This window comes from Streptomyces laurentii (assembly GCF_040635425.1).
In the GTDB taxonomy this organism is placed as follows: Bacteria; Actinomycetota; Actinomycetes; order Streptomycetales; family Streptomycetaceae; genus Streptomyces; species Streptomyces laurentii.
Window position 1 is genome coordinate 12,988 of sequence record NZ_JBEYHT010000039.1, and the last position, 19,638, is coordinate 32,625.

A 19,638-nucleotide genomic window follows, 5' to 3' on the forward strand; every position below is an offset into this window, starting at 1 on the left:
AGTACGCCTCGGGACCCGGCTCCCCGGTACGACGACGGGGAGCCGGCCCGGAAGGAGGCCGACCGCCGGGCCGTCGCACCGTCGGCCGGGCTTCCCTCACCCGATGCGGACCACCCGGGCCCAGTCCGGGGGCCGGTCCGGCACGTAGTCGGGGTCGTCCTCGTCCACGTGCCGGACGGGGCGGGCGAAGAGGCCCACGACCGTGCGGCAGTCCGGGCGCCGCGCGGGCCAGGGGGTCTGGCCGTCGGTGAGGACGACCACGACGTCGGGGCGCGGGCGGGCCCGCAGGGCGACGGTGAAGCCCGTCCGCAGGTCCGTACCGCCGCCGCCGATGAGGGTGATGCCCTCCGCCTGGCACACCGGGTGCGCGATCCGGGCGGCGGCGTCGCAGGAGACGACGCTCACCAGGTCCCGGCGGCCGCCCACCGCGCGGGTGATGGCGGCGACTTCCAGGAGCGCGCTGCCCAGTTCGCCGTCGCTGACCGAGGCGGACGTGTCGATGACGACCGTTACCCGGGGCGGTCTGCGGCGCAGGCTCGGCAGCACGATTCCGGGCAGGGCGCTGGAGCGGCGCGACGGGCGGCCGTGACTGTGGTCCTCGCCGGCGCCGGCCCCGGAGGTCGCGGTGCGGACCGCCGCGCCCAGCAGCTCCCGCCAGGGCTGCGGCGGATGGAGTGCCCGGTCGGCCCAGCGCTGCCAGCCCTTGGGCGCGGTGCCGGGGCGGCCGGTGATGCCCTGGGCGACCCGGAAGCGGATGCCGTCCCGTTCCTGTTCGCTCAGGCCGTGGGCGCCGTCCGGGCCGAGGTCCCATTCCCGCTCCAGGCCGTCGGCGCCGCTGCCGCAGTCGAGCCAGGCGGCCATGAGGTTCGGCCACTGTTCGAGCCGGAACCGCCCCAGGTAGTCCTCCATCAGCTTGCCCTCGGGCAGGCCGAGGGACTGCGGGGTGAGGACGCCTTCGGGCGGCACGAGGCCGTCGCCGTACGCGTCGTCGTTGATCTCGCAGTCCGCCGCGATGTTGATGCGCAGCCGGTCGGCGGCGCCGGTGAGGCCGCGGGCGCGGGCGACCCGGTCGCCCCGGCCGTGGTGGTCGCGCAGCAGGTGGGACACCTCGTGCACCCACACCCCGGCCAGCTCCTCGACCGGGGTGCGGGCCACGAAGGCGGGGGAGACGTAGCACCGCCAGTGGCGGTCGACCGCCATCGTCGGCACGCGCCGCGACTCCACCGGGTGCAGGGCGAACAGGGCGGTCGCCAGGTACGGGCGGACCCGGGCGGCGTGCAGGCGCGCGGCGAACAGCTTCTCCCGGTCGAGCTCCAGGCCCCCCGTGCTCGCCTCGCCGCTCATCGGCCCGCCCCCGTCCGCTCCTTGGCCGCCCGCGCCATCGAGCGGTCCGCGCGCCGGGACATGGACACCACGCCCGCGAGCCGCTCGATCGCCTCCGGTACGTCCCAGTCCTCGCGCCGCAGCGCCGCGAGGGTGGTGGCGGGCACGACGACCAGGTCCGGTGCACCGGTTTCCATCGCCCGTACGAGCAGCGCCCAGGCCGCGTTCCAACGGTCCTCTGTGAGAAGGGATTTGACCACCTCGACGACTCCTTCGAGGGTGGCCTGGCGCCGGTCGCCGCGTTCCGGCAGTTCGGCGTGCACGGGGTCGGCGAGGAGGAGTTCGGGGTCGGGCAGGTCCATCCGGTCGAGCCAGGCCAGGAGTTCGAGGCCGGAACCGTCGCCGACGGTGCCGCGCACGAGCAGCGACAGGACGTCCCGGTCCGAGCCGGCGGCGGTCGCGAAGGCGATCAGGGACAGGGCCATGTCCCAGCTGCGGGGCGACGGCCAGGCGCCGCCCCGGCGGGTCTCGGTGCCCGGCAGCCGGTGGACGAGGGCGGGGCGCGCGGTCAGCAGCCCGCACACCGCGCGGCGGGCCCGGTCCACGGCGCCGGGGAGCAGCGCGGGGTCCAGGCGGGGGAGGACGGCGCGCGGCCAGGTGCCGCCGAGGCCGCGGATCACCACCTCGTGGTCGTGGGCCCACTGGAGATGGACGAAACGGTTCGCCAGCGGGGCGCTCAGCTCCCAGCCGTCCGCCGCCGAGGCCCGCGGATTGGCGGCGGCCACGATCCGTACGTCGGCCGGGAGCCGGAGCGAGCCGATACGCCGTTCCAGGACGAGGCGCAGGAGCGCGGCTTGGACGGCGGGCGTGGCGGTGGACAGTTCGTCGAGGAACAGCAGCCCGCGGCCCTGCCGTACGAGCCGGATGGCCCAGTCCGGCGGTGCGAGCGGCACGCCCTGTTCCGCCGGGTCGTCGCCGATGACGGGCAGGCCGGAGAAGTCGGAAGGTTCGTGCACGCTGGCGATGACGGTGGTGAGCGGCAGATCGAGGGTGTCGGCGAGCTGGGTCAGCGCGGCGGTCTTGCCGATGCCGGGCTCGCCCCACAGCAGGACCGGGAGGTCGGCGGAGACGGCCAGGGTCAGCGCCTCCAGCTGGGGGTCGGGCCGGGGCTCGGTGCGGGTGTCGCGCAGGAGGGCGAGCAGGTCGGCCGCGACGTCGAGCCGGGCGGGGGCAGGAGCGGGGGAGGCGGAAAGGGAGGGGGAGGGGGAAGGGGTATATGAGGGCATAAGGGTCACCTGAGGGTCGAGGAGGGGAAGGGTGGGGGCTCGCGCGGATCAGCGCGGGGAGCGGCGGCGGGGCCGGGTGCGGGGGTTCTCGGTACGGCGGGGTGCGCGGCCGGCCTGCTGCCGGGGCCGCGGGCCGATGAGGCCGGCCCGGTAGAGCCCGTACGTGATCCGGCGCCGGGCGGCGTCCTCCAGGGCGTCCCGGAGCGCGCCGTCGCGCAGCGTCGCCGCGGGCCCGAGCAGGCCCTCGACGACGGCCAGGGCCCCGGCGGCGTCACCGTGGTCCAGCCGGTCCCGTACACCGGCGAGGCCCTCGGGGCGACGGTGCGCGTCGTCGATGGCCCGCAGGCAGGGCAGCGGGGTGCCGGACAGGGCGGCCAGCAACTCCTCCCGCCGGACCTCGGCGGGCGAGTGGTCCAGCGCCGAGAGCACCCCGTCGACCAGCGCGATCCGGTGCCGGGCGCCCCGGCACACCACGGTCCGGGGCCGGCCCGGCTCGTGCTCCGCCGGCGGCGGCGTCTCCCGGGCGCGATCGGGTACGAGCGCGGCGGCGACCAGGGGATGCAGCCGGCCCGGATCGATCGCGCCGGCCCGCAACAGCAGCAGGTCCGGCGGGACACCGGCCGCCGCGTCGGGCAGCAGCGGCAACACGGTACCCGGGCCGCCGCGGTCGCCCCGCGGCTGCTCGGTGATCCGTGCCGCCGCCCGAGCGTCCACCGCGACGACGAACCGGCGGCCGGCCGCCCGTACGGCCACGTCACCCGACGTACGCCCCTCGGAACGCAGCAGGATCCGGGCCTCGGCCGCCCACCGGCCGAACGGCGGCCCGTCCGGCTCCGGGTCGTCCACCGCCCCGGAGCGGGCCCGCAGTTCATCGGTCCGGCGCGCGTCCCAGAGGTGCCGGTGCAGATCGAACCGGAAGCGCCGGCTGGGGTGCGGATGGGGATGCGGGTACGCGGGGCCGCCGGGCGGTCCGCCGTCCCAGAGCGCGAGACTGATCCGCTGCCCGCCGTCCGCCCAGGCGGGCGCCGTGCGGACCACGAGGGTCAGCGCGGACGGCACGTCCCGGTCGGGCGGTTCGTACCGGGCCAGAGGAACGGTGAGGCCGGGCCGCAGCAGCCCGTCGGGAGCGATCCGGGGCATGTGCCAGCGCAGCAGGTCGGGCGCCAAGTGCCGTAGATCCGCGCGGACATGGCGGGCCGCCTCGCTGCCGTGGGTACGGGCCAGGGACTTCAGGCCGAGGTCGAGATCGAAGCCCGCCGCGGCGCACGCACCGGCCCAGTCGCCGGTCCGGCGCCGTGCGGTCGCGGTCTCGATCATGGAGGCCGGCACGGCGAACTCGCGCACGCGCGGCCAGAAGGAAAGAGGAGTCGTACCGTTCGCGGTGTCGGTGAGCATCAGCACTCACCTTGCGCGGACGGGACCCCCGATCTGTGAGAGGTGTGAGTCGTCATCGCGGCGATCGTAACCGCGCGCGACTTCCCGGCGCCACACCCATGTCGCGGCCGCCGAACCATGCATGCGTGCTTGCTTGTTTTCGACGCCGGTGCCAAGGTCTCACCCAGCCGTCCGCCGCACCGCGCCCGTACCAGCGGCCGGCTGAAGAAACGACAGGTCGAGTTCGGTCGAACGACACCGGGACCCGGGTGGTGTCGGGCAAGATCCTTCGCCGGGAACCGAAGGGCCGAAGGCGCCCAGGGCGCCCAGCGCGCCCATGGCACCGAAGGCACCGACGACTTCGAAGGCACCGAGGGAACGGAAGGACCGGACATGAGCCTCATCCGTACGGCGTCCGAGCGCGGGATCACCACCCTGACCCTGGACTCCCCGGACAACCGCAACGCCCTGTCGGCGGCGCTCGTCGCCGAACTCTCCGACGCTCTCGCCGCCTGCGGCAAGGACCCGGCCGTCCGCGCGGTGGTGCTCGCCCACACCGGCACCACCTTCAGCGCGGGCGCCGACCTGAAGGCGCCCCCGAGCCCGTACACCTTCGTCGACCTGCTGCGGCAGATCGTCGAACTCCCCAAACCCGTGGTCGGCGTGGTCGACGGCCACGCGCGGGCCGGCGGGCTCGGACTGCTCGGCGCCTGCGATGTCGTCCTGGCGTCGGAGGGCGCGGACTTCGCGCTCACGGAGGTACGGATCGGGGTCGCGCCCGCCGTCATCGCCCTCACCCTGCTGCCGAAGCTCGAACCCCGCTCGGCGGCCCGCTACTTCCTGACGGGCGAGCGGTTCGGGACGGCCGAGGCGCGAGTGATGGGACTGGTGACGGGGCCGCTCGCCGACCTCGGCCAGGTCCTCGACGGACTGCGACGTGCCTCCCCGCAGGGGCTGCGCGCGACGAAGCGGCTGGTCACGGCTAGAGTCCTGGAAACCTTCGAGCGCGACGCGGAGGAACTGGTCCAGTTGTCCGCCACGCTCTTCGCCTCCACCGAGGCGAGAGAAGGGATGACGGCCTTCCTCGAACGACGGGACCCCGCGTGGCGACTGTGACTGGCGGCGGCCCGGCGGGCCCCGGAAGCGGTAACGGGGGCGGAAACGGCGGCGGCCGCGGCGCCGGGCCCAAGCAGGACCGCAGCCGCGCCACCCGGCAGCGGCTGCTCGAAGCGGCTGTCGCCTGCCTCGCCGAGTACGGCTGGGCCGGTTCCACCGTCTCCGTCGTCGCCGAACGCGCCGGGGTCTCGCGCGGCGCCGCCCAGCACCACTTCCCCACCCGCGAGGACCTGTTCACGGCCGCCGTCGAGTACGTCGCCGAGGAACGCTCCCAGGCCCTGCGCGCCCTGCCCACCCAGGACCGGCCCACGGTCGTCGCGGCCCTCGTCGACCTCTACACCGGGCCGCTCTTCCGCGCCGCGCTCCACCTGTGGGTCGCCGCCGCCGACGAGGAGCAGCTGCGGCCCCGGGTCACCGAGCTGGAGGCGCGGGTGGGCCGCGAGTCGCACCGCATCGCCGTCGAACTCCTCGGCGCCGACGAGTCCCGCCCCGGCGTCCGCGAATCCGTCCAGGGCCTCCTCGACATGGCCCGCGGCCTGGGCCTGGCCACGCTCCTCACCGACGACCGGGCCCGCCGCGAACGGGTCGTCGCCCAGTGGGCGAGGCTCCTGGACGAGGCCCTGGGCTGAGCGCTCAAGGGCCCGGGCGTCCCCGGCGGACGGCCCGGGCCCGCGCCCGTACACGAGCGGTACGGGCCGTACGACGCGTACCGCGCGCGTACGGCCGCCGGATCAGTTCGCGAGGTCCACGATGTCGCCGAAGCCCTCGATCTCGCGCGGGTCGCGCTGCCCCGGCCCGGTGTAGCGGGCGGACGGGCGGACCAGGCGGCCGGTGCGCTTCTGCTCCAGGATGTGCGCCGACCAGCCGGCCGTACGGGCACACGTGAACATCGACGTGAACATATGCGCCGGGACCTCGGCGAAGTCGAGCACGATCGCGGCCCAGAACTCCACGTTCGTCGCGAGCACCCGGTCCGGGCGGCGGTTGTGCAGCTCCTCCAGGGCCGCCTTCTCCAGCGCCTCCGCGACCTCGAAGCGCGGCGCCGCGAGCTCCTTGGCGGTCCGGCGCAGCACACGGGCGCGCGGGTCCTCGGCGCGGTAGACGCGGTGGCCGAAGCCCATCAGGCGCTCGCCCTTGTCGAGGGCCTGCTTCACGTACGCGGTCGCGTCGCCGGTGCGCTCGATCTCCTCGATCATGCCGAGGACGCGGGACGGCGCGCCGCCGTGCAGCGGCCCGGACATCGCGCCGACCGCGCCGGACAGGGCGGCGGCCACGTCCGCGCCGGTGGAGGCGATGACGCGGGCGGTGAAGGTGGAGGCGTTCATGCCGTGCTCGGCGGCCGAGGTCCAGTACGCGTCGACGGCCTTGACGTGCTTCGGGTCCGGCTCGCCGCGCCAGCGGATCATGAACCGCTCGACGATCGACCCCGCCTTGTCGATCTCGCTCTGCGGCACCATCGGCAGGCCCTGGCCGCGCGCCGACTGGGCGACGTACGACAGCGCCATGACGGCGGCCCGGGCGAGGTCGTCGCGGGCTCGCTCGGCGGAGATGTCCAGGAGCGGCTTGAGGCCCCAGACCGGCGCGAGCATGGCGAGCGCGGACTGGACGTCGACGCGGATGTCGCCGGAGTGCACCGGGATCGGGAAGGGTTCGGCGGCCGGCAGGCCGGGGTTGAAGGCGCCGTCGACGAGCAGGCCCCAGACGTTGCCGAAGGAGACGTGCCCGACCAGGTCCTCGATGTCGACCCCGCGGTAGCGGAGCGCGCCGCCCTCCTTGTCGGGTTCGGCGATCTCGGTCTCGAAAGCGACGACTCCTTCGAGCCCGGGTACGAAGTCGGACATGGGGCGGCTCCTCGATCGATCGATGGTGACGCAACGGAACGCGAACGGACGGCTGCGAAGAAGCAAGGGAATAATTGATCGATGATCAATCATTCGGCGGTCCGCTTGGGGGAGAGTGACAGCGATTCAGGGACGAGTCTGTACGGTTCCGATGGTGCGGGGAAGCGTGACATCCGGCACACTGCGCCGATCCGGCGAGGAAGGATTGGCACCCCGTGCCACTGGGCAGAATGAAGCGCTGCGGCAGGATGGGACACGTGACCGACGCCCTCGATCCCGCCGACGCACCCCGCGACGCGCACGACGCGCACGACGCGCGTGATTCCCGCGATACCGCCGGTGCGCCCCTCGAACCCCTCGATCCCGCCGACATGCGCGAGCAGTACCGGACCAGGGAACTGATCACGGACGATCTCGCGCCCGAGCCGATCGGACAGTTCGCGCGCTGGTTCAAGGAGACCGCCGCCAACCCGGCGATCCACGAGCCGAACGCCATGATCGTCTCCACCGCCGACGCCGACGGCCGCCCCTCCTCGCGCACGGTGCTGCTCAAGCACTACGACGAGGCCGGCTTCGTCTTCTTCACCAACTACGGCTCCCGCAAGGGCCGCGAGCTGACGGCCAACCCGTACGTCTCGCTGCTCTTCCCGTGGCATCCGCTGGCCCGCCAGGTGATCGTCACCGGCCGCGCCGAGCGCACCGGCCGGGACGAGACCGTCGCGTACTTCCGTACCCGTCCGCACGGCTCCCAGCTCGGCGCGTGGGCCAGCCGCCAGTCCACGGTGATCGGGTCGCGGGCCGAACTGCTCGCCCGGTACGAGGAACTGGCCGCCCGCTACCCAAAGGACGAGCAGGTGCCGGTGCCGCCGGAGTGGGGCGGCTTCCGGGTCGTCCCGGAGACGGTGGAGTTCTGGCAGGGGCACGAGAACCGGCTGCACGACCGGCTGCGGTACGTGGCCGAGGGCGGGTCCTGGCGGGTGGAGCGCCTGTCCCCGTGACGCACGGGCTCCCTGGTGTGCGGGTCCCGTGGTGCACGGGCTCCCGGATCTACGGGGTGACAGGCGGGGAAACGCAGACGACCCGTGGGCCTTGGTCCCGTCCGCCTAGGTTCGGACGGGAGCCGGTCGGACTGACCGGCGGCCCACGGGTCGGGTGACTGCGGTGGTGTCGGCAGACGGCCTGCCGAGCTGCACACGAGTGCGACGGCAGGCCTCAGCCCGCAGTCACCTCACGAGTCCGAAAAGAAATCATGTTTTCGGATCACCTCCTTTCGCGTGTACCCCCACCCTAGGAAGCACCCGTCTCCCGGCTCAACCGGTTTTTCGCGGTGGAATTTTTGTGGCGTCCTTACGCCGAACTTTCACCGAAGGGGCTGTGTCCTGGGTCACGTTTCGAGTTGAATGAGGCAGGGGGTGGCCTGATGAGTACTGGCTCTACACGCGACACGACCGGTACGGCGAGCGTCCCGGAGGTTCCGGGTGTCGATCTGCTCGCCGCCCTGCTCGACGGAATGGACGCCGCGCTCTGCGCGCTCGACGCCACCGGCACCGTCACCCACTGGAACCGCGAGGCCGAACGCATCCTCGGCTGGAGCGCCCGGGAGGCCGTCGGACGGCACGGGTTCGACGGCTGGGCGGCCCGCAGCGCCGACGCCGAGGAGGTCCTGGCCCGGCTGATGTGCGCGATGACGGTGCCGGGCCGGCAGGTCCACGAGTTCGCGCTGCTGCGCAAGGACGGCGGGCGGGTCCTCGTCCGCGCCCAGACGACCGGCGTGCGCGGCGCCGACGGGCGCCCGGCCGGGGTGTACTGCGCCTTCGGCGAGACCCACGTCCAGATCGACCTGGAACGCTCGCTCGCGCTCGGCGAGGGGCTGCTCGCGGACGCCGCCTGGGGCGTCGTCCTCGTCGACGCCGACCTGCGCCCCGCCGTGCTCAACGGTCACGCCGCGCGCGCGTTCGGCGCGCCCCGCGCCGCCCTGCTCGGCCGGCCCCTCGGCGACCTCGTCGGCCAGGGCGTCGACGAACTGGAGAGCGCCCTCCTGCACGTCCTCGCCTCCGGCAGCGCGCCCGAACCGGCCGACGTGTGGGTGACCCTGCGCGGCCCGCACGGTGAACGCCGCCGCTGCTGGCGCTGCGGGTTCGTCCGGCTCGCCTCGCCGTTCGCGGAGGCGGACGACCCCGTGCCGCTCGGCGCGGGCTGGCTCTTCCAGGACGTCACCGACACCCGGCGGGCCACCCAGGACGCCGACCGGCTGACCCTGCGCTTCGCCCGGCTGCACCGCGCGTGCGCGGCGGCCGCCGAGTGCGAGGACCCGCTGCGGGCGGCCGGCGCGCTGCTCGACGCCGTCCTCACGGGGTACGCGGACCACGTCCTGGTCGACCGGGCCACCCCGGACGGGCGGCTCGTCCGGATCCTCGCGAGTCCCTCCGGCGCCGCCGCTCCCGGCCCGGTCGCGCCGGTCGCCTCCGGCGGCATCCCGACGCGCTACCCCGCCGCGCACCCCGCGCTGCGGGTGGTCGCCCACCCGGCCCCGGCCCGCGCCGAGGCACCCGGTGCCGCCGTGCCCGACACCTCCGCCTCCGGCGCCCCGCGCTGGGCCGCCGACCACCGCTGGCCGGCGGACACCATGCGGGCCCTGTGCCTGCCGCTGCGGGCCGGCGGCCGCACCCTCGGCGTCCTCACCTTCCTGCGGTCCGGTTTCCGGCCGCCCTTCTGCCGTGAGGACACGGCATATGCCGAGACGGTGGCGGCCCAGGTCGCGGCCCGGCTGGCGGTCCCGGCGGCGGAACAGCCGTGAACGACGGCGTGGGGGCCGTGGCGAGAACACGCCACGGCCCCCACGTACGCGCGCGTGAGCATCCGAATCGTTCAGTGACGGTAGAAGACGCGGTCCCCGTACTCCGTCATCACACGGCCGTTCCACTCGTGGCCGCCGTCCACGTTCCCCGAGCGCAGCAGCGGCGGCTCGATGCCGCGCGCAACCAGCTCCTCGACGGCCGCGGCCGTCATGGCCTGCATCAGGGCGCTGGTGACGACCGTCGAGGCGGGCGCGAACGGCGCCTCGACGGCCTCGTGGGTGAGCTCCGCGTCCCCGACCGCGATCTTGGAGTCGAGGACGATGTCGCAGTGGTCCTTGAGGTACGTGCCCGAGGCGTGCCGGGAGCGGGTCTCCGTCGCGTACGCCACCGAGGTCACCCCGATCACGGTGAGGCCCAGGGCGCGTGCGTTCATCGCCATCTCGACCGGCAGGGCGTTGCGCCCGGACAGGGAGATGATCACCAGGACGTCGCCGGCCCGCGCGGGGGAGGAGTCGAGGACCGCGCTCGCCAGGCCGTCGACCCGCTCCAGGGCCGAGCCGAGGGTCGCTGGCATGACGTCGACGCCGACGGCGCCCGGCACCGCCAGCAGGTTCATCAGGGCCAGACCGCCCGCCCGGTAGACCACGTCCTGCGCGGCCAGCGACGAATGGCCCGCGCCGAACGCGAAGAGCCGGCCGCCCGACACGACGGCTTCGGCGATGGCGGTGCCCGCGGCGGCGACGGACGCCGCCTCCTCGTCCCGTACCTTCTCGAGCAGGCCGATGGCGGCGTCGAAGAACTGCCCGGCCAGCTTGCTCTCGCCCATGGCGGCGGCTCCTTCTCCCTCGTGGTCGCGGATCACGGTGCGGTCTGGACCATTGCTCTGTCAATACCGCGTCGTCCGGCGAGCCACGGTTGTCGGTGCGATGCGTCAGAATTGGGGCAGGGCCAGCGCACGACTCATCGAGGGGCACGTATGTCCGGACTGATCGACACCACCGAGATGTATCTCCGCACCATCCTGGAGCTGGAGGAGGAAGGTGTGGTCCCCATGCGTGCCCGGATCGCGGAGCGGCTGGACCAGAGCGGTCCGACCGTCAGCCAGACGGTGGCGCGCATGGAGCGGGACGGTCTGGTGGCCGTCGCCAGCGACCGGCATCTGGAGCTGACGGACGAGGGCCGCCGCCTGGCCACGCGCGTGATGCGCAAGCACCGCCTCGCCGAGTGCCTGCTCGTGGACGTGATCGGCCTGGAGTGGGAGCAGGTCCACGCCGAGGCGTGCCGCTGGGAGCACGTGATGAGCGAGGCCGTGGAGCGGCGCGTCCTGGAGCTGCTGCGGCACCCGACGGAGTCGCCGTACGGCAACCCGATCCCGGGCCTGGAGGAGCTGGGCGAGCGGACCGAGGCGGAGTCCTTCCTGGACGAGTCGATGGTGTCGCTCGCGGACCTGGACGCCGGCGACGACGGCAAGACGGTGATCGTGCGGCGGATCGGCGAGCCGATCCAGACGGACGCCCAGCTGATGTACACGCTGCGGCGGGCGGGCGTGCAGCCCGGCTCCGTGGTGTCCGTGACGGAGTCGCCGGGGGGTGTCCTGGTGGGCAGCAGCGGCGAGGCCGCCGAGCTGGACGCGGAGATCGCGGCGCACGTCTTCGTCGCCAAGCGCTGAGGCGCCGCCCGGCTCCCCGAGCCTGAGGCGCCGCGCGGCCCCCTGATCCCCGAACCCCGTTCGCTGATCCCCGGCCCCGGCCCCGGTCCCCGAGCCCCGAATCCCGATCCCTGATCCGGACTCCCGGCTCCGGATCGGGGGCCGGGGCGAGCTTTTTCCTGTCTTTCCCCGCCTCGCCGTCACGATTCACGGCGGAATGGCCGCGCGTGCGCCCCTTTTTGTGCCACGCTGGGGTGATGAGGGTCGCCCTCCCGACGACAGACGCAGCGAAGAACCCCGGCGCCGCATGGCGCCGGGGTTCGTCCTCCCCTGTGCTGACCCGGAGCCCCGAGCTCTCAGGGTCATTCCCCGCGGACCGGTTTCCCCGAGCGGTCCGCCCCCCGCTCAAGATCTCCCCTCGGCCACGGCCGTCAACCCTTGAGGGCTGTCACTCGAAGGTGGGGTGTCGCGTGGCAGAAGGGCGCTTTCGAACGTAGGTTCGATAATCTGATGCAGTTCCACGGATCAAGCGGGGTCATGGGGAAAGAGGGGGTGTCGAGGAGCGTGATGCGACGACTCGACGTCAAGGGAGCCGACGGCGTACGCCTGGCGGCCTGGGATTTCACGGAACCGACCGCACCCGACAGCGGGCCCGGCGTCCTGCTGCTGCACGGTCTGATGGGCAGTGCCTCCCACTGGGCCCCGGCCGCCGCGTGGCTGGCCCCGCGGCATCGCACGATCGCCCTGGACCAGCGCGGCCACGGCGCCAGCGAGAAGCCGGCCGGCCCGTACACCTGCGAGGCGTACGTGGCGGACGCGGCCGCCGTCGTCGAGGACCTCGGCATCGGCCCGGTGACCCTGGTCGGCCACTCCATGGGCGCGCTCACCGCCTGGCGGCTGGCCGCCGAGCGCCCCGACCTGGTCCGCGCGCTGGTCATCTGCGACATGCGGCCCTCCGCGCTCGGCGTGGCCTCGCAGCGCGAGTGGCAGGACTGGTTCCACCACTGGCCGGTGCCGTTCCCGACGCTCGACGCCGTGCACCGCTGGTTCGGCGAGGACGACCCCTGGGTGGAGCGCCCGCGGCCGGCCCGGGGCGCGTTCTTCGCCGAGGTGATGGCCGAGCACGCGGACGGCTGGCGGCCGGTCTTCGACACGGGCCAGATGCTCACGTCCCGGGAGATCTGGGCCCGCGAGGCGCACTGGGACTCGCTGGCCCGGGTCGGCTGCCCCACCCTCGTCGTCCGCGGCCTCGACGGCGAACTCGGCCGGGCCGAGGCCCAGGAGATGGTCCGGGTGCTGCCCCGGGGCGCGTACGCGGAGATCCCCGACGCGGGCCACCTGCTGCACTACGAGCACGCCGACGCCTGGCGCGAGGCCGTCGAGCCGTTCCTGAACGGCGTCCTCGCCGTCTGACCCATCCCGGTCGTCTGCCCCGTCTCGTCGGGAACCCGCCGCCAAGCCCGGTTGGCGGGTTCCGTGCTGAGTACGCGTACTCATGTACTCCGTGGCTGCCCGCTGACATGCTCCGCGCCATGACGACCGACAGCAGAAGCGGCGGAAGTGGCGGCGGAACCGACGGCGGAACCGGTGGCGGACACGGCAGGGGCGCGCTGACGGCCCTGCATCTCTTCCTGGTCTGGGCGGCGATGACGGCCGCGGTGCCGATGCTCGGCTTCGGCGTGGTGGCGGCGGCCTGGAGCGGCGGGGCGGCACCGGTCTTCGCCGTGGCCGTGCCGCTGACGCTGGCTCTGCTGGTCCTGGCGGGCCTGCCGGCCAGGACCGTGGTGCCGATGTGCGGTTCCCGGTCGGGGCTGGTCGGCTGGGCCGCCCTGGTCTTCGCCCTCGGCACGATCGGCATCCTGGCGGGTCTGGCGGCCTACACCGGGGACGTCGACCTGGGGAGCGCCGGCACCCGGATCGCCCTGACCGGGGTGCCGTACGCCGTGGCCGCCGCGTTCTTCGTACCGGGCCGGTGGGTCCGGCCGGCCGCGCTCGCCGTCCTGGCCGCCGCGGTGGCGTACGGGGGTTTCGTCGGCCCGGCGCGCGCCGAGCGGCAGCAGGACGAGGCCGAGCTCGCGCGGTACCGGGAGCACAAGGAGCTGCTGTTCCTGGGCGACGCGCCGGCGGGCATGCGGGTGTCCCGTGCCCAGGTCGGCCCCACCGACTTCACCGTTGAGTACCGGCCCGTCCGGGAGAGCTACGTGTCGGGGTACGCGGGCCTCGCGGTGCGCCGGGTGTTCACGCCGGAACTCCGCTGCCCGGAGCCGGTCAAGGACAGGACCTGCGCGGTGGGCGCGGACGGCGTGATGAAGCTGGTCGACGAGTTCCCGGACGGCGCCCGCAAGGTCACCCTCGCGCGCCGCATCGGGAACGTGGAGGTCACGGTCGGCGACGGGACCGCGGACGAACCCCTGCTGCGCCGTCTCCTGGCCACACTGCACTCGCTGTCGGACGCGGAGCTGGAGAAGCTGAGGCAGGAGAAGGTGATCACCTTGCGCTGACCTCCGCATGGTCCGCCACAACGCGGAGGCCCCCGCCGCACGGCGAGGGCCTCCGAGATGTGATCGCCGACGGGCGACGGGCGACGGGCGACGGGCGACGGGCGACGGGCGATAGGCGACGGGCGCCGCCGTCAGCCCTTGCTGACCGCTGCCAGGATCTCCGGCAGCCGCTTCGCGACCCGCGGGGCCGCCAGCTTCAGACCGCCCCAGATCAGCAGCGCCCCGTACAGCAGGCCGCCGAGCAGCAGCCCCATGCTCGTGACGGCGTCCGAGTCGTCCATCAGGATCGCCGGCACGAGCACCGGCGAGCACAGCGCCGCCGCCGCGAACATGCTGCCGAAGATGGACATCCAGGCGAGTCCGCCCTGCCCCGGCGCCACGTTCTTGTAGGCGCTGTCCTGCGGGATGGAGTACGGGAAGTACGCCGACGCCACCGCGCCGAGACCCACCATCGCGCCGAGGATCGCCAGCGCCGCGCCGAGGACCTGCGCGAAGCCGTTCCACTCGCCGAGGATCGCCGCCGTCGCCACGAACACCAACAGCGTGTACGGCAGCGTGATGGCCAGCAGCGCCATGGCCCGCGCCCGCAGCTCGGCGTAGGCGTCGGCCTTGGTGGCGATGGTCTGCGCCACCATCCAGAACGCCGAGGTGTCCTGGCCGAACTGGTTGAACATCTGCATGCCGAGCATGCTCGTGGCGAAGCACGCCCAGTACAGCGAGCCGTTGCCCTGCACGGTGTTGACCACCGGGACGATCAGGCCGACGGCGAGCGAGGTCACCCACGACGCCTTCGTCTTCGGGTCGCGCCAGATGTAGCGCAGGCTGCGCTCCATGACGGCGCCCGCGCGCCCGTCCGGCAGCATCCGGCCGAGCCGGCCCGCGCCGGCCGGCGTGTCCTCGGCCTTCGCGCCGCCGCCCCCGGACGCGCCGATCGTCGAACCGTCCGGCTCGGTCATCAGGCGTACCAGGCTGCGCTGCCACCAGGCGACGAGCCCGGCCAGCGCGGCGGCGGAGATCAGCAGCTTCACGGCGGCGACGGCGTAGTCCCCGTCGCCCGCCGCGTCGATCGCGGAGACGGCGGAGGCCGGCGGCAGCCAGCCCACCACCTCGGCGGCCGGCCGCAGCGTGGCGAGCCCGCCCGCCTCGCTGAGCCGCTGCGCGCCCAGGTTCACGAACTGCATGCCGACCGCGATCATCAGGCCGGACAGCAGGGCCAGGTCGCGCCCCTTGCGCGAGGTGAGGAGCCGGATGTTCGCGGCGGCGACCGCGCGGGACAGCGCCACGCACCCGACAAGGACCAGCGGTACGGCCAGCACGGCGACGACCGCCGCGGCCGCGCCCCGGGCCACGGCGAGGGCCGCGCCCAGCGTCAGGACCAGCGTGAGCGCCGGGCCGACGCCGACCAGCGAGGCCACGAGCAGAGCCCGCGTCAGCGGCCGGGGCCGCAGCGGCAGCATCACCAGACGCGAGGGGTCCAGCGTCTCGTCACCGCTGGGGACGAACAGCGGCATGACCGTCCAGCCGAGCGCGAGCACGCCGACGAGCAGCACCGTCACCGTGCCCGCGTCCGCGCTGCCGCGCAGTCCGAGGAAGGCGAACAGCATGCCGACGGCGAAGAGCGTGGCGAAGGCGATCGAGGAGATGTACGCGGCCATGCGGCCGCCCGACTGCTTCAGCCCGTTCTTCAGGATCGACAGCTTGAGCCGGACGAAGACCGAGGTCAGCGACGGCACCTTGGCGGCGGGCGCCGGGGAGGACGCCGGCGTGGGGGCCGGCGCGGGGGGAGTGGCGGTGGTCATCGGGCCGGACCGCCCAGCCAGTCCAGCGACTCGCCGCTGTCCCGCCCGTTGGCGCCGACCAGTTCCAGGAACGCGGCCTGGAGCGACGGCGCCGAGCCGCGCACCCGCTCCAGCGGGCCCTGCGCGCGGATCTGCCCGGCCGCCATGACCGCGACCCAGTCGCACAGCGACTCCACCAGCTCCATGACGTGGCTGGAGAAGACGACGGTGGCGCCGGAGTGGGTGTAGCGCTCCAGGACGCCGCGGATGATCTGCGCGGACACCGGGTCGACGCCCTCGAACGGCTCGTCGAGGAACAGGACTTCGGGGTTGTGCAGCAGTGCGGCGGCCAGGCCGATCTTCTTGCGCATACCGGTCGAGTAGTCCACGACCAGCTTGTGCTGCGAGCCCGCGAGGTCGAGGACCTCCAGCAGCTGGGTGGCGCGCTTGTCGACCTCGGCGCCGGGCAGCCCGCGCAGCCGGCCGCTGTACGCGAGGAGCTCACGGCCCGAGAGCCGCTCGAACATCCGCAGCCCCTCCGGCAGGACGCCGATCCGCGTCTTGACCTGGGCGACCGACTCGGGATCGGCCCATACGTCGTGCCCCGCCACCCGGATGCGTCCCGCGTCGGGCCGCAGCAGGCCCGTGATCATCGAGAGCGTGGTGGTCTTGCCCGCTCCGTTCGGGCCGACCAGACCGATGAACTTGCCCGCGGGCAGGACCAGATCGATCCCGTTCACCGCGATTTGCTGGCCGAATCTCTTCCACAGCCCCTCGACACGCACGGCGGGAGTGCCGCCGTCCTGCGGCGCACCACCCTCCGTACCCAACGCCCCGTCATATGCCTGGTCAGGCACCATATGCGTCAACCCCCTCGGTTGCCCGTTCGGTCTGGACCACCTTAGAGGGGGGTGCGCTCGGGTCATTTAGCCAAAATGTCGAGGAGCGTTCCCGTCGTTATGAATCGTTAAGAATGCGCGGCGGATCCGGTGTGCTTCGTGGTGGGGCCGGGGCGCTGCGGCAGCCGGGGGCGGTCCGGGGGGCCCGGCGGTCCCGGGCGCTTCGCGACGGCGTCGGCGCGTTCCATCCGCTCCGCGCGGTCCCGGCGCTCCACGCGCTCCATCCGCTCGCGGCGTTCCAGGTGGTCGCGGCGCTCGGCGTGCTCACGGCGCTCGGCCCGCTCCCTGCGTTCGGCGCGTTCGGCGCGCTCCGTGGCGTACGTACGGCCGGCCCGCTCGATCCGGTCCCCGCGCCGCGCCTGCTCCTCGTCCTGGTCCCGCGCGTCCGCCATCTCCCGGCCGCGCGCGTACGCGAGCGGGCCGATCAGCGACTCGACGTCCGGCAGCCAGCGGTTCGCCGGGGTCGGCTTGCGCGCCCACTGCACGACGCCGTAGCCGCCGACCCGGGTGGGCGGCGCGACCACGTACCGCCCCTCGCCGTACCCGGAGAGACCGAGCACGGACGGCATCCAGCCCAGACTGCGCACCAGGTCCGGCATCTTGCAGGCGGAGCCGGGCAGGACGAAGAAGTACATGCGGCGGTCCGGCGTGTGGGTCACCGGGCCCAGCATCATGTCCATCCGCTCCATCCGGGCCAGCGCCAGGAGGCCGGCCGTCTCGGAGACCTCGATCGCGTCGAACGTACGGCCCGTGGGCAGCAGGACGGACGCGGCCGGATGCTTCGACCACAGCCGGCGCGCACCGCCGGCACTGCCCGTGGCCTGGGTCGACCAGTCGGGCCTGACGGGGTGGGCGCCGGGCATCCGACAGGCGTCCCCGTCGCAGGAACAGCGCACGCGGCCGCCCGGCACGGCCTCCAGCCAGGTCCCCGGGAACACGTCCCAGTGCCGCTCTTCCGCGTACCGCACGGCGTTGTCCAGAAGCGACTCTCGTCGTTCCTTGGGGATCTGTGCGGATTTCGTGACTCCGATGGTCTCTTCCACACCCGACTCAACTCCCGCCGTCACCCGTGGTTACGGGCGTCACGCTCTGGTGGGTGGCGCATCGATCCCGTGCGCGGGGCGCACGGGTGCATGTGCGGGGGCGCGTGGTGAGGTGGGGGCGGTGGGGCGGGTACGCAGTGCGGAGGGCACCGCGCGGGAGCCCCGAGGGCTCCCGCGGCCGGCGTGTCCGGTTTCGCGTGTTCACATCTGCATTGACCGGATATCGGCCGGGCAGTGATCAGCCAGTCGATCGACGGGATCGATGAAGACCAAGGTGACCGACCGGATCGACGAACGCGACCGACGGGCCCGACCGGAGACCTGCCTCGCGTGGCGGGCCCGCCAGGACCGGCCGGAGCGACCGGCCCGGCCGGACCGGACACCGTTGGAACGACCGGACCGTACACCGCTGGAACGACCGGGCAGGCCCGAACCGAACGCCGGCCTCAGGGGGTAACAACCATGGCAGTCAGGCCACTCGTCGCCCGCCAGCCCAACGAACGGCTGCAGGCGCTCATCCAGGAGGCCGGGTGCTCCAACGCCGGCCTCGCCCGCAGGGTCAACATGGTCGGCGCGGAGCGCGGCCTCGACCTGCGGTACGACAAGACGTCGGTGGCGCGCTGGCTGCGCGGCCAGCAGCCGCGCGGCCGGGCGCCCGGGATCATCGCCGAGGCGCTGGGCCGCAAGCTGGGCCGTACGGTCACCATCGACGAGGTGGGCATGGCCAACGGCCGCAACCTCGCCTCCGGCGTCGGCCTCCAGTTCGCGCCGACCGTGCTCGGCGCGATCGAGCAGGTCTGCGAACTGTGGCGGAGCGACGTGGGCCGGCGGGACTTCCTGTCCGGCTCGGCGGTCGCCGCCTCCGCGCTCGTCGAACCGAGCAGGGACTGGCTGATCACCGGCCCCGACCCGTTGGTCGCGCGGGCCGCCGGGGCGCGGGTCGGGGTCTCGGACGTGGCGGCGGTACGGGCGATGACGGACGCGCTGGTCCGGCTCGACCGGCAGTTCGGCAGCGGGCACGTACGGCCGGTGGTCGTCCATTACCTCAACAGCGTGGTGTCCGGGATGCTCTCCGGCTCCTACCGGGAGGCCGTCGGGCGCGAGCTGTTCGCGGCGGTGTCGAGACTGACCGAGCTGGCCGGGTACATGGCCGTCGACACGGGGCAGCCGGGGCTCGCCCAGCGCTACTACATCCAGGCGCTGCGGCTCGCGCAGGCGGCCGGGGACCGGGCGTACGGCGGGTACGTGCTCGCCGCGTCGATGAGTCATCTCGCCGCCCAGCTCGGCAATCCGCGCGAGATCGCGCAGCTCGCGCGGGCGGCGCAGGAGGGGGCGCGCGGGCAGGTGCCGCCGCGCGCCCAGGCGATGTTCCTGGCCGCCGAGGCCCGCGGGCACGCGCTGCTGGGCGACGGGCACGCCTTCGACCTGGTCGTGGGGCGGGCCGAGGAGGCGCTGGAGCGGGCCGATCCGGAGGCGGGCGACGACCCGGACTGGATCGCGCACTGGGACGAGGCGTATCTCGCGGACGAACTGGCGCACGGCCACCGCGACCTGGGGCGGGGGCGGGAGGCGGCGGTCGCGGCCCGGAAGTCCCTGTCCGGGCATCCGGAGAGCCGGGCCCGGCGGCGCGCGATCGGCCTGGCGCTGCTCGCGGCGGCGCAGGTCCAGCAGCGCGAGGTGGAGCAGGCGGTGCACACGGGCGGCCGGGCGCTGGAGATGCTCCGGACGCTGCGGTCCTCGCGGGGGATGGAGTACCTCGGGGATCTGAAGGAGCGGCTCGAACCGTTCGCGGCGGAGGTGGTGGTACGGGAGTTCGGGACCCGGCTGGAGCTGTACGCGGCGTGAGAAGGCGGCGCGCGTGACCCGGGCGGGCCTGGGTTCGGGGGCGCGTACGGGGTGGTGAAAGGAGCGAAGAGGTGTGAAGGGGAGTCAAGAGGAGTGAAGAGGAGTGAAGAGGAGTGAAGGCGGGGGAACCGGGCGCCGGAAGGAGGCCGCGTGGAGGAGCCGGCACGGAGGCGGCGGCCGGGAGGA

The 19,638-nt window shown here is 73.9% G+C and carries 15 protein-coding genes and 1 pseudogene; 8 read left to right on the plus strand and 8 right to left on the minus strand.

Annotation, left to right across the window (positions count from 1 at the left end):
- Nucleotides 1-96 precede the first annotated feature (96 nt).
- Genes ABZ693_RS22855 through ABZ693_RS22865 form a run of 3 tightly spaced genes read right to left on the minus strand, consistent with a single transcriptional unit; the run spans nt 97 to nt 4,004 of the window.
- Complete coding sequence (locus tag ABZ693_RS22855; RefSeq protein ID WP_359880222.1) at nt 97-1,344, minus strand: vWA domain-containing protein; 1,248 nt, start codon at nt 1,342-1,344, stop codon at nt 97-99.
- Nucleotides 1,341-2,609, minus strand: a complete 1,269-nt coding sequence (locus ABZ693_RS22860; protein WP_359880224.1) for an AAA family ATPase — start codon at nt 2,607-2,609, stop codon at nt 1,341-1,343. Before ABZ693_RS22860 ends, ABZ693_RS22855 begins: the two co-directional genes overlap by 4 nt.
- A gap of 48 nt (nt 2,610-2,657) precedes the next feature.
- A complete protein-coding gene (locus tag ABZ693_RS22865; RefSeq protein WP_359880225.1) occupies nt 2,658-4,004 on the minus strand; it encodes a hypothetical protein in 1,347 nt (448 codons plus the stop codon).
- A gap of 372 nt (nt 4,005-4,376) precedes the next feature.
- Here ABZ693_RS22865 and ABZ693_RS22870 point away from each other — a divergent pair, with 372 nt between their 5' ends.
- Nucleotides 4,377-5,099, plus strand: a complete 723-nt coding sequence (locus ABZ693_RS22870) for an enoyl-CoA hydratase family protein (RefSeq protein ID WP_359880228.1) — start codon at nt 4,377-4,379, stop codon at nt 5,097-5,099.
- A 104-nt stretch (nt 5,100-5,203) separates the two neighbouring features.
- On the plus strand, nt 5,204-5,728 hold the full coding sequence (locus ABZ693_RS22875) for a TetR/AcrR family transcriptional regulator (protein WP_359880348.1): 525 nt from the start codon (nt 5,204-5,206) through the stop codon (nt 5,726-5,728).
- A gap of 102 nt (nt 5,729-5,830) precedes the next feature.
- Here the strand turns inward: ABZ693_RS22875 and ABZ693_RS22880 are convergent, their stop codons facing one another.
- A complete protein-coding gene (locus ABZ693_RS22880) occupies nt 5,831-6,940 on the minus strand; it encodes a citrate synthase 2 (RefSeq protein WP_359880230.1) in 1,110 nt (369 codons plus the stop codon).
- 248 nt (nt 6,941-7,188) lie between these two features.
- Here ABZ693_RS22880 and pdxH point away from each other — a divergent pair, with 248 nt between their 5' ends.
- Nucleotides 7,189-7,938: a pyridoxamine 5'-phosphate oxidase gene (gene pdxH / locus ABZ693_RS22885; protein ID WP_435842512.1), complete on the plus strand. Its 750-nt coding sequence runs from the start codon at nt 7,189-7,191 to the stop codon at nt 7,936-7,938.
- Between the two features lie 422 nt (nt 7,939-8,360).
- Nucleotides 8,361-9,737 (plus strand): PAS domain-containing protein, encoded by a 1,377-nt coding sequence (locus ABZ693_RS22890; RefSeq protein WP_359880233.1) that lies wholly within the window; start codon nt 8,361-8,363, stop codon nt 9,735-9,737.
- 71 nt (nt 9,738-9,808) lie between these two features.
- Here ABZ693_RS22890 and ABZ693_RS22895 read toward each other — a convergent pair whose 3' ends face one another.
- Nucleotides 9,809-10,564 carry an SIS domain-containing protein gene (locus tag ABZ693_RS22895; protein WP_359880235.1) on the minus strand — a complete coding sequence of 252 codons (756 nt, stop codon included), beginning with the start codon at nt 10,562-10,564 and terminating at the stop codon, nt 9,809-9,811.
- 150 nt (nt 10,565-10,714) lie between these two features.
- On the opposite strand from ABZ693_RS22895, the gene ABZ693_RS22900 reads away from it, so the two are divergent.
- The 3 genes from ABZ693_RS22900 (at nt 10,715) to ABZ693_RS22910 (ending at nt 13,887) form a co-directional block, all read left to right on the plus strand.
- Nucleotides 10,715-11,407, plus strand: a complete 693-nt coding sequence (locus ABZ693_RS22900) for an iron-dependent transcriptional repressor DtxR (RefSeq protein WP_359880238.1) — start codon at nt 10,715-10,717, stop codon at nt 11,405-11,407.
- A 543-nt stretch (nt 11,408-11,950) separates the two neighbouring features.
- Nucleotides 11,951-12,799 carry an alpha/beta fold hydrolase gene (locus tag ABZ693_RS22905; protein WP_359880239.1) on the plus strand — a complete coding sequence of 283 codons (849 nt, stop codon included), beginning with the start codon at nt 11,951-11,953 and terminating at the stop codon, nt 12,797-12,799.
- Between the two features lie 119 nt (nt 12,800-12,918).
- A complete protein-coding gene (locus tag ABZ693_RS22910; protein WP_359880241.1) occupies nt 12,919-13,887 on the plus strand; it encodes a hypothetical protein in 969 nt (322 codons plus the stop codon).
- Nucleotides 13,888-14,018: 131 nt separating this feature from the next.
- Here ABZ693_RS22910 and ABZ693_RS22915 read toward each other — a convergent pair whose 3' ends face one another.
- The 3 genes and pseudogenes from ABZ693_RS22915 to ABZ693_RS22925 form a co-directional block, all read right to left on the minus strand.
- Entirely contained in the window at nt 14,019-15,686 is a 1,668-nt protein-coding gene (locus ABZ693_RS22915) for a transporter (RefSeq protein ID WP_359880242.1), read from the minus strand.
- On the minus strand, nt 15,683-16,522 hold the full coding sequence (locus tag ABZ693_RS22920) for an ABC transporter ATP-binding protein (protein WP_435842513.1): 840 nt from the start codon (nt 16,520-16,522) through the stop codon (nt 15,683-15,685). The genes ABZ693_RS22915 and ABZ693_RS22920 overlap by 4 nt, the downstream gene beginning before the upstream one ends.
- Nucleotides 16,523-16,956: 434 nt before the next feature.
- A pseudogene (locus tag ABZ693_RS22925) lies at nt 16,957-17,607 on the minus strand (bifunctional DNA primase/polymerase); the annotation flags it as partial.
- A gap of 462 nt (nt 17,608-18,069) precedes the next feature.
- Between ABZ693_RS22925 and ABZ693_RS22930 the strand changes: the two are divergent.
- The gene (locus ABZ693_RS22930) at nt 18,070-19,452 is read left to right on the plus strand and encodes an NsdA family TPR-like regulatory protein (RefSeq protein WP_359880248.1); all 1,383 of its coding nucleotides are present in this window, start codon (nt 18,070-18,072) and stop codon (nt 19,450-19,452) included.
- Nucleotides 19,453-19,638: the final 186 nt, after the last annotated feature.